Consider the following 11,228-nt stretch of genomic DNA (forward strand, 5'->3'; position numbering starts at 1 on the left):
TCAAAACTACACCATTGAAACCTCGTACTATTTTTAAGACTGCCCTTAGTTACTGTAGTAATAGTCCCGCGGATATTTTTTAACCCAACTGCATCCGGCTGTTTATACTTTTCGATAATTTTTTTGTTCCGTATAAAAAAGAAAACACTTGAAATGATAAAAAATGTTATACCTGCCAATGGCAAATAGAAAAAAGGATCCATGAATTTAAAAGAATAAAATTACAAGTTTTAATTAAGAAAATCAGTTATTTTTCTTATTCAAAGATATAACAATAATCCTTATGAAACCGGCAGTCTGAAATAAAACGTACTTCCATTGTTCAGGGAACTTTTCACTCCTATTTCTCCGTGTTGTTTTTCAATAAAATTCTTTGAAATTGCTAATCCAAGCCCTGTTCCATTCTGATGTTCTCCGGGAACCTGGAAATAACGGTCAAAGATCTGACGGTGGTATTTTTCGTCAATTCCGCTTCCGGTATCAATAATACTGAACTGAATGAACGAGTTCTGTTTTTCTACTATAATCTGAATATTTTCATCCTGAAAAGAATGCTTCACAGCATTGGTAAGGAAGTTATTCATTACCCAAACTGTTTTATCAAAATCTGCAGTTACAGCGTCGCTTTCTTCCAAATGATATTCTGTACTAATCGAGATATTTTTCTGCTCGGCAAGTTTTTCAACATTTTTCACAGCAGTCTGTACAATTTCTTTAGGAGAGCATTTCTCTACGGTCAGTCTGATATTTCCAGATTCTACCTGAGAAAGGTTAAGCAATTCACCCGTGATATCCAATAAACGCTGTCCATCTTCATTAATGCTTTTCAACAATTCCTGCTGCTGTTCGTTCAGTTCTCCGAATTTCTGATTTCCAAGAAGCTGTACCCCCATTTTGATTGCTGAAATAGGTGTTTTCAGTTCATGGGAAATTGTTGCAATGAAGTTGGTTTTGGCAAAATCAAGTTCTTTAAAAGGAGTAATATTTCTTAATAAAATTACCTTTCCGATATATTTCTTTTCCTTTTCTCCTGTTTTTACAATATTGATGGGAATAATATCCTGCTCGAAATAATTTTCCTTGTTATCCCGAACAATCTTGATAGGATCTTTTACAGGATGATCTATATTTTTCAGCAGTTCACGCATCAAATCGTTGTTAATAGCAACTTCATGAGCCGTTTTTCCAATAATTTCTTCTTTATGGAGGTTGGTGATCTTCAGAGCTTCATCATTGATCATGTAGATAAAATGATTTTCATCCAGACCAATCACCGCATCATGCATATTATTGACCAATGTTTCGATCCGTTTTTTATCCATCAATTGCTTAGAGAGTGTGCTGCTTTCGTACTCCTGAAGTTTCTCTGCCATGCTGTTGAAGGAGTCTGCCAGACTGCTAAACTCTTCACTTCCTTTAAAATGAACCCTTTCATTATAATTTTTATCAGCAATCTGTTTGATACTGAATGTCAATTGATTGATAGGCTCGGCAATCGTTTGTGGTAAATTGAAAAGCAATATAAAAGCTATCAGAAAACATACGGTTCCTAAACTTACGATCCAGAAAGTGGCATTTTCTGCTGTAATGATGGCGATATCACTTTTCCGTTCTATGCCTTTCATATTCAGAGACATGATTTTCGCAAGATCTTCACGGATCAGTTTTTCTTTATTGATATCGGGAGCTTTCAGATAACTGTTAAAATGAAGATTCAGGTTCTGGGTGGCTTCTTTTTCACCAAATTCCGTAAGGTTTTTTTCCTGCAGCTTGTTATTTTTCTGGAAATCTGCTACTGCAACGGTACTGTCTGTACTGATATGATCCAGGGCCAGAAGCATATTTTTAGAAAACTCAAGACTGTTGTAATTGGCAGTAAGAATTTTTTCAGTATCAGATTTTAATTTATTGATGTATACAGAACCTATCACTGAAAGCAGAACAATCAGCAGAAATAAAAGGCCAACGCCTAAGGTAAGTTTCGTTTTAAGTTTCATTACTTTTTAAGATAAAATAATAATATCTATCTGTCTTTCATTCAGCCTGTTCATAAGGGTATAAATCCAGCTGTATCCCAACAGCCGCTGCCAGAAACTGGCATGAGGCTTTCCAATGCAGACCGTTGTGATATTATGGGCTATCACATATTCCAGAATTCCGTTGTGAACACTATTTTCTTTGACCCGGACTACTTTGGCGCCTAATTCCTGTGCTAAATTAAAATTATTAATCAAATACCGCTGTTTATCAAGCGCTATTTTTTCAGGATTTTCGGATGGTTTCTGAATGTATATAACAGTCCATGGACTGTTATAATAGCTGGCTAATCTTGCCGTTTTCCGGATAATTGTTTTGGCAATTTTCTCATTACTGCTGATACAGGCTAAGAATTTTATCGGTTTAAAGTTTTCTGTTTTAATCTCTGTTTCTACCTTTCTCTCTACGTGGGTGGCTACTTCTTTCAAAGCCAGCTCACGAAGCTGCAGAATATGTCCGCTTTGGAAAAAATTGCTCAGCGCTGTCTGAATTTTTTCTTTTTTATAGATCTTTCCTTCTTTCAAGCGGGTCAGCAGTTCATCTGCGGTAAGGTCTATATTCACCACTTCATCTGCGAGTGCCAGTATTTTATCCGGAACCCGCTCTGTCACTTCCACTCCGGTGATTTTCTTTACTTCTTCATTTAAACTTTCAATGTGCTGAATGTTCATGGCACTGATGACGTTGATTCCGTTATCAAGGATTTCCAGTACATCCTGCCATCTTTTTTTATTTTTGGAGCCTTCTACATTGGTATGAGCCAGCTCATCTACTAAAACTACTTCAGGATGTTCATTAATAATGGCCTGAAGATCCATTTCTTCAAGGTTCTTTCCTTTATAAAAAACCGATTTCCTTTCAATTTCAGGGAGACCTTCAGCAAGAGCTACCGTTTCTTCTCTGCCGTGAGTTTCAATATAGCCAATCTTTACATCAATGCCATTTCGCAAAAGAGAATGCGCTTCCTGAAGCATACGGAAGCTCTTCCCTACACCTGCACTCATCCCGATATAAATTTTGAATTTTCCTTTACGGGACTTTTGAATCAGTTCTAAAAAATCTTTTGCTGATGACATTGATTTTATTCTTTTTAATTTTACTTTAAACACGTTCAACTGTGGTTAAGCTGATTCCTAAAACCATGCTGCGAGACTTGTTGTAATGAAGAAATTACCTTTTTTAAATTCATCATTTTTCGCAAAAATGGCATCTTTAGCAGTAAAACCTCTTGCCTCCGTACGGAAAACAATATTTTTAAAGATAGCATAATCTACATTGAGAGAATATCCAAAGGTCTGAAATCCATTTGAAGTTCCGGTATTGATAATTACTCCGTTTTTATCATTGTAATATTCTAATCTTCCTGCCAGCGCCCATTTGTTATCCAATTGATATTTCATCTGAACATTCGGGCTGTACCACATATTATACTGCTCACTTCCTTTTGATTTCTGCTCTGCACCGATATCAAATCCCAATACCGCAGAAAACTGATCTGTCAGCTGAAAGTTTCCATACAAATCATGAAAATAGCGCATCCTTTTGTCTTCTTTTGCTTTATCATTTCCTATGAATGAACTGCTGTTCAGGGTAATTTTATCATTAGGTTTATAAGTCACCTGATGTCCAAAAGAAATACTCTGGTTTCCTTCCGGCTTGGCAATACGCTGCCATCCGTTCAAGACCAATCCGCTTACAAACCATTTTCCGTTATCTGAGGTGTAGGAAATTTTTGCTCCGGTTTCAAAATAGGGAGAGTTTTCAGCGGCTATACTTCTTGTCAGATTGACATTATCCTTTCCTATAGCACTTTCCCAACCGATATGCGAAGGCATGATCCCTGCATCAATCCACAAATTCTTGTTTTTGGAAATTTTGATTCCTATATTGGCTTCGTTTACATAGCGCAGTGCATTTTGTTCAGCAGCCATATTATCCTGAGCATACGTTCCCGCCATTAAAGCAACATTGGCACGTAGATTTTCACTCTGATAGTTGGCTTTAACCAATCCCAGATTAAGATTCATTTCATTATGTCTGTTATATGAGTATAAAAAGTTTTGACGCATATGATTGCCCGGCTCATTAAAATCATAGGTATAAAAAAGTTCTGCATAAGCGGAAAAAGTAACTTTATTACCTGTTTTCAATGAGTCTGATGATTGTGCTTTGGCTAAAAACAGCCCTGATAGTGCACATATAGCTAGATATTTTTTCACGTTAGTTTTAAGGTGTATTCATCATGTCAAGGTTTAAAACCTTGACATGATTGATTATTAAATTTATTATTTTAATTGGTCTAAAGCAATATTAAGCTTCAGTACATTGAGTTTTGATGGTCCGAAAAGTCCTAAAAACGGTTTTTCAGTTTGATGATTAATTAAGCTTTTGATCTGCTCTTCTGAAAGGTTTCTTGCCTGTGCAATTCTCTTTGCCTGATACAAAGCTCCTTCCTGAGAGATATCCGGATCCAGCCCGCTTCCACTTGCCGTAACCAATTCTACGGGAACTTTCGCATTTCCCATTTCAGGGTTTTTCATTTTTAAAGTATCTATTCTTTTCTGAACTGTTTCCAGATATTCTTCATTACTTGGACCTTTGTTGCTCCCACCACTTCCTGCTGCATTATAATTGACTGAAGAAGGACGGCCGTGGAAGTATTTTTCAGATTTGAATTCCTGTCCGATATTGGCATAGAACTTCTGTCCTTTATTGTACACAATTTCTCCGTTTCCTTTGTTGGGAAGTATTTTAGAACCTCCATATACAACGCCCAGATAAATTCCCGTAACCACCAGCATTACAAGAGTTAATCTGAATGCTGAAACAATATGATTTTTCATTTTTAAAATTTTAATAGAATAAACTGATTACCAGATCAATGATTTTGATTCCAATGAATGGAACGATTACCCCGCCCAGACCGTAGATCAAAAGGTTTCTTCTCAATAATGCACTTGCACCGATCGGCTTATAAGCCACTCCTTTCAACGCCAGCGGAATCAGAAACGGAATAATAACCGCATTGAAAATAACCGCTGATAATATAGCTGTTTCAGGGCTGTGAAGATTCATAATATTTAGCTTCTGAAGGGAAGGAATAAAAGTGATAAAGAGTGCAGGAATAATGGCAAAATACTTCGCCACGTCATTTGCAATACTGAAAGTTGTCAAAGTCCCTCTTGTCATCAGCAGCTGCTTCCCGATTTCCACAATTTCGATCAGTTTTGTTGGATCGTTATCAAGATCTACCATGTTTCCGGCTTCTTTCGCTGCTTGTGTTCCGCTGTTCATTGCTACACCTACATCTGCCTGAGCCAGCGCCGGAGCATCGTTTGTACCGTCTCCCATCATGGCTACGAGCTTACCTTCCTGTTGTTCCTTTTTGATGTAATTCATCTTATCTTCAGGCTTGGCTTCGGCAATAAAGTCATCTACCCCAGCCTTTTCAGCAATAAACTTGGCGGTTAAAGGGTTATCTCCGGTTACCATGACCGTTTTCACTCCCATTTTTCTCAGTCTCTGGAAACGTTCCTGAATTCCGGTTTTGATGATATCCTGAAGCTCAATAACGCCCCATACTTTTTCATTCACAGAAACTACCAGAGGAGTTCCTCCGTTTTCAGAAATTTTGGTCACCGCTTCCTGGGTTTCCTGTGGGAAGATATTCCCGGCTTTTTCAGTCAGTTTTTTTATTGTATCATAAGCTCCTTTACGGATTCTTGTCTCATCAAAATCAATCCCCGAAGTTCTGGTTTCAGCTGTAAAATCGATATAGGTAGGATTTGCAACCAACAAATCTTCGGATTTCAAAGCACTTAATTCAATGATTGATTTCCCTTCCGGTGTTTCATCGGCTACAGAACTTAATGCTGAAGCTTTAATGAATTCGTCAAGCTGGATTCCGTTAGAAGGATGGAAATGGGTTGCTTTACGGTTTCCAATTGTGATTGTTCCTGTTTTATCTAGCAGTAGGACATCAATATCTCCTGCCGTTTCTACAGCTTTTCCACTTTTGGTAATAACATTCGCTCTCAACGCTCTGTCCATCCCTGCAATTCCGATTGCAGAAAGCAGACCACCAATTGTTGTCGGAATAAGACAAACGAAAAGAGATATAAATGCCGCAATAGTAATTGGTGTCTGCGCATAGTCAGCAAATGGCTTTAAAGTGAGGGTAACAATGATAAATGTAAGGGTAAATCCTGCCAGAAGTATAGTTAATGCGATTTCGTTAGGTGTTTTCTGTCTTGATGCTCCTTCTACAAGAGCAATCATTTTATCAAGGAAGGATTCTCCCGGTTTTGTTGTTACTTTTACTTTAATTCTGTCTGAAAGAACTTTTGTACCTCCTGTTACAGAACTTTTATCTCCTCCAGATTCACGGATTACAGGTGCACTTTCTCCGGTAATTGCTGATTCATCAATGGTTGCAAGACCTTCAATAATCTCACCATCCATCGGAATCTGATCTCCCGCTTCACACAGGAAAATATCGCCTAATGTCATTTCAGCAGACATTTTCAGCACTGTTTCTACCTGAAATCCGGGTTTGTTATCAATCACCAATTTAGCTGGTGTTTCTTCCCTTGTTTTTCTAAGGGTATCAGCCTGTGCTTTTCCTCTTGCTTCTGCAATAGCTTCTGCAAAATTGGCAAAAAGTACCGTGAAAAATAAGATAATAAATACTAAAAAGTTATAGGAAAAGCTTCCCTGGGTTTTATCACCAGTCAGGCTGAACATGCTTACGATAAACATGACAACGGTTCCGATCTCCACCAGGAACATGACTGGATTTTTAAACATAATTTTCGGATTCAGCTTTACGAAGGACTGTTTTATAGCTTCGTTTACCAAATCTCTTTGAAACAATGTTTGTGACTGATTTTTCATTTTTTTGAAAGAGTTTATATCATTATAAATCAATAGTAACCATCAAGGTCTGCCAAATGCTGAGAATAGATATGGATAATATTAGGTGAACGTTTCAGTAAGTGTCAGACTAGCTGTCTCTAACTTTTCGGCTTCCTTAATGGTTGAATATTGATTTTAATTTTTAATGTTCACATTTTTATTTTGAGAAATACTGAATCTGCTCTGCAATAGGACCTAATGTCAATGCAGGGAAGAAAGACAGCGCTGCAATCAGTAAAATCACCGCCAGGGTCATAAAACCGAAAGTTGCTGTATCTGTTTTCAGTGTTCCTGAACTTTCCGGGATATATTTTTTCTGTGCTAATAGTCCTGCAATAGCGATAGGGCCTATAATCGGGATGAATCTTGATAGCAGCAGTACAATTCCCGTTGAAATATTCCACCATGGTGTATTATCTCCCAGTCCCTCAAATCCGGATCCATTATTCGCTGCAGAAGAAGTAAATTCGTACAGCATTTCACTGAAACCATGGAAGCCGGGATTATTCAATGTTTTTGCTCCGAACTCCGGTAAGTAAGCCGTTAAAGCTGTTCCCGCAAGAATTAAGAAAGGATGGAATAAAGCCACAATCATAGCAATCTTCATCTCTTTGGCCTCAATCTTTTTCCCCATAAATTCTGGGGTTCGTCCTACCATCAGACCACTGATAAACACAGCCAGAATGATAAAGATGAAATAGTTCAGGATTCCAACCCCGCAGCCTCCATAGAAACAGTTGATCATCATAGCAAGCAGCTCGTTCATCCCCGAAAGAGGCATTGTACTGTCATGCATAGAGTTCACAGATCCTGTGGAAATAACTGTAGTTGCGATACTCCAATAGCCGGATGAAGCACTTCCAAAGCGTATTTCTTTACCTTCCATTGCTCCCAGACTGCTGTCTGTTCCCATTTGTGTAATCAGAGGGTTTCCGCCTGTTTCATTCACAACATTCGGAATGGTAAGCGCTAGAAAACCGACTGTCATTACGGTAAAAATCACCCATGAAAGTTTTCTTTTTTTCAGGTAAAAGCCCAGGGCAAATACCAATGCAAACGGAATGATCATCTGAGTAACCATCTCAGTTATATTGGTAATATAATTAGGATTTTCAAGGGGATGAGCCGAATTTGCTCCAAAAAATCCACCTCCATTGGTTCCTAAGTGCTTGATTGCTACAAATGCAGATACAGGCCCTCTGGAAACATCCGCCTTCTGGCCTTCTAATGTGATGATATGATCTTTTCCTTCGAAGGTCATTGGACTTCCGTTCATAGAAAGGATTAAAGCAACAATTACACTGATCGGAACCAGGATTCTGATCATTGATTTTGTGAAAAAATCATAGAAATTACCTAATTCTGTGCTCGTTTTTTCTTTAAAAGCCTTGAAAAGAACAGCCATTGCCGCCATCCCTGTTGCTGCCGTTACAAACTGTAAAAACATCAGATAAAGCTGACTCAGATAGCTCACTCCCGTTTCTCCCGAATAGTGCTGTAAATTACAGTTGACTAAGAACGAAATGGTTGTATTAAAGGCCAGATCGGGTGACATATTCGGGTTTCCATCAGGATTTAAAGGAAGCCAGGCCTGATTCAGTAAAAGAAGAAATCCAATAATGAACCATACAAGGTTGATCGTCAGCATGGCGTACATATTCTGTTTCCAATTCATCTGACGGGCAGGATTAATTCCCGATAATTTATAAATAAGCTTTTCAATTGGTTCGAAAACCGGATCAAGAAAAGTCTTTTTATATCCATAAACATTAGCAATGTATTTTCCTAAAAAAATTCCGATAACTAATGTGATAGCAAACATTGCTATAATGCCTAAAATTTCTGTACTCATGACCAATTAAAATTTTTCAGGTTTAATTAAAACATAACAGATATACACAAAGGCAAGTATTGAGAGGAAAAATAAACTCCACATAATTTATATTCTATCAAAAAATTCAACTGATTTATATAAAAGCCAAAACAATACTGCAAAAAGCAGCATTAAACTTATAAGCATCATATCTTAATCATTAGGGTTAAAAGAGTCAGTAATACGTACGATACAATCAGCTGACTAAAAGTAGAATGCTCCCGTTTTTTAAACGTTTTTCTTGAAATTGTCATTTTTAAATATTTTATTCAGAGACTATATGCCAAAAGAAAGTCCATTTTGAAAAACAAGCATTCAACAAACTGAATAACAGTATTTTACAACATAAAACCAAACTATATAAAAACAGAAAAGCCTATCAAAATGATAGGCTCTTTATTAAAATGATAAAAGATTTATTTCAATCCGTATTCTTCAAGTTTTCTGTACAGCGTAGCAATACCGATCTCCAGTAAACGGGCTGCTTCTGCTTTATTCCCTTTTGTATATTGTAAAACTTTCTGTATATGTATTTTTTCCAGCGTACGCATACTTAAAGAATCACTTTCCGGAACCACTTTTTCAGAATAATGTGGAAGGCTGCCAGCATCAAGGATATTATTATCCATTAAAATCAAACTCCTCTCCACGGCATTTCTCAATTCCCGAATGTTTCCTTTCCAGTCATTCACTTCCAGCGCTTTATAATAGTCCGGACTCACCTGAACAGATGACAGGTGAAGTTTGTGAGAAAAAAGATCAATAAAGTTCTTCGCAAGTACCTTCAAATCTTCTTTTCTATTGCGCAAAGAAGGGAGGTTAATTTCAAATACATTCAGTCTGAAATAGAGGTCTTCTCTAAAGTTTCCCTGTTTTATTTCGACTTCCAGATCTCTGTTGGTCGCTGCAATTAATCTAAAATCAGATTTTGAAACTTTCGTTTCTCCCATTTTGATAAATTCTCTGGTTTCTAAAACCCTGAGCAGCTTAGCCTGAAGTTCTATGGGCATCTCACCAATTTCATCCAAGAACAAAGTTCCTCCATTGGCTTCTTCAATCAACCCTTTTTTATCCTTTATCGCCCCTGTAAAAGCCCCTTGCTTGTGGCCGAAAAGCTCACTTTCCAGAATCTCTTTACTAAATGCTGAACAGTTGATTGCCACAAAGCTGTTTTTCTTTCTGTCACTCCCTTCATGAATGGCACTGGCAAAAACTTCTTTACCTGTGCCTGTTTCCCCTGTAAGAAGAACAGCAGCATCCGTTAAAGCTACTTTTTCAGCTAGCTTCTTAGCCTGCAGAATTAAAGGTGATTTACCAATAATCTGGTCAAATCCTTTGATCACAACTTGTTGAACAACTCTTGATTTATTATCTTTTACCTTATCGAGCGCTTTATATACCAACGGGATGATTTTCTCGTTGTCATCGCCTTTTACAAGATAATCATAAGCACCATTCTTCATCGCCTGTACTGCATCCGTAATATTTCCAAATGCGGTCATCAGAATAATTTCCAACTGAGGATATTTGCTTTTAATAGACTTTATCAATTCTACTCCAAAAGCATCAGGGAGACGGACATCGCTTAAAACAACATCAAAATCATATTGCTCCAGCATTGTCATTGCTGAACGTGCCGTAGAAGCTTCTTTTACATTAAAATTTTCTTGGGAGAGGATTATTCCCAGTAACTTAAGGAGTTTGATCTCATCATCGATGATCAGAATGTTTCCTGACATTATAATTATTTTTGGAAAACTGATACAAACTTATTGAATTTATTCGAGTAAAACAGGTTTATATAAGGAAATAGTTTAGTGAATAACAGCTGGTATTTCAGGAGCTTTCTCCCGCTATCCATTCATACTCCTCACGCCTGGCTTTCCTTCGCTCAAACCCATCGGCTCTCCTACTTAAGTTGCGGGGTAACCATTACTATCGGGGCTAGGAGGGAGACGAATAATAAATGATAAGTTATGAATGATAAATGATTCGGGATCCGGGTTGCGGGGCTAGGAGTTGTAAGTATTTACATTCTAAGATCTACTATCCCAATTATGTCATTTCGTAGGAATCCAGCCACATTGATCAGAGTATAAAGGATTCTAAGGAATACTACAGAAGTTTTTTAATACTTAAGTGATTTGATAATCTTAGATATACTTGATGATAGAATAGAATAATGTATTTGTTTAGACTCCTACGAGTGACAAGGAAGGAGATATGATAAATGATCAATGATGATTGATGAGTGATGAATGATCAATGTAAAGCGTTTGATACTGGTAGCAATAGGAACAGTTATTCATTAATGATTACTTATTATTTATTGCTTATTACTGATGTTTGGGATTGTATGTTTGTGCTTGCTTTGGAGTTAGGTTTCAGTTGGGTATGGTATAGG

General features: G+C 37.4%; 8 protein-coding genes. All 8 read right to left on the reverse strand.

Features of this window, described 5'->3' with window-relative positions; genetic code table 11:
* Nucleotides 1-281: 281 nt before the first annotated feature.
* Entirely contained in the window at nt 282-1,997 is a 1,716-nt protein-coding gene (locus GFU89_RS20840; RefSeq protein ID WP_318848950.1) for an ATP-binding protein, read from the reverse strand.
* A 6-nt stretch (nt 1,998-2,003) separates the two neighbouring features.
* Entirely contained in the window at nt 2,004-3,113 is a 1,110-nt protein-coding gene (locus GFU89_RS20845) for a sensor protein KdpD (protein ID WP_318848951.1), read from the reverse strand.
* Between the two features lie 57 nt (nt 3,114-3,170).
* Nucleotides 3,171-4,256: a porin gene (locus tag GFU89_RS20850; RefSeq protein ID WP_318848952.1), complete on the reverse strand. Its 1,086-nt coding sequence runs from the start codon at nt 4,254-4,256 to the stop codon at nt 3,171-3,173.
* A gap of 66 nt (nt 4,257-4,322) precedes the next feature.
* Nucleotides 4,323-4,880 (reverse strand): potassium-transporting ATPase subunit KdpC, encoded by a 558-nt coding sequence (gene kdpC, locus GFU89_RS20855; protein WP_318848953.1) that lies wholly within the window; start codon nt 4,878-4,880, stop codon nt 4,323-4,325.
* 10 nt (nt 4,881-4,890) lie between these two features.
* Nucleotides 4,891-6,930 (reverse strand): potassium-transporting ATPase subunit KdpB, encoded by a 2,040-nt coding sequence (kdpB, locus tag GFU89_RS20860; protein WP_318848954.1) that lies wholly within the window; start codon nt 6,928-6,930, stop codon nt 4,891-4,893.
* 178 nt (nt 6,931-7,108) lie between these two features.
* On the reverse strand, nt 7,109-8,803 hold the full coding sequence (gene kdpA / locus GFU89_RS20865) for a potassium-transporting ATPase subunit KdpA (protein WP_318848955.1): 1,695 nt from the start codon (nt 8,801-8,803) through the stop codon (nt 7,109-7,111).
* Nucleotides 8,804-8,809: 6 nt separating this feature from the next.
* Nucleotides 8,810-8,887: a potassium-transporting ATPase subunit F gene (locus tag GFU89_RS23370; RefSeq protein WP_077415921.1), complete on the reverse strand. Its 78-nt coding sequence runs from the start codon at nt 8,885-8,887 to the stop codon at nt 8,810-8,812.
* 353 nt (nt 8,888-9,240) lie between these two features.
* Nucleotides 9,241-10,563: a sigma-54 dependent transcriptional regulator gene (locus GFU89_RS20870; protein WP_318848956.1), complete on the reverse strand. Its 1,323-nt coding sequence runs from the start codon at nt 10,561-10,563 to the stop codon at nt 9,241-9,243.
* Between the last annotated feature and the right edge of the window lie 665 nt (nt 10,564-11,228).

Source organism: Chryseobacterium sp. JV558 (assembly GCF_033712365.1).
Taxonomy (GTDB): domain Bacteria; phylum Bacteroidota; class Bacteroidia; order Flavobacteriales; family Weeksellaceae; genus Chryseobacterium.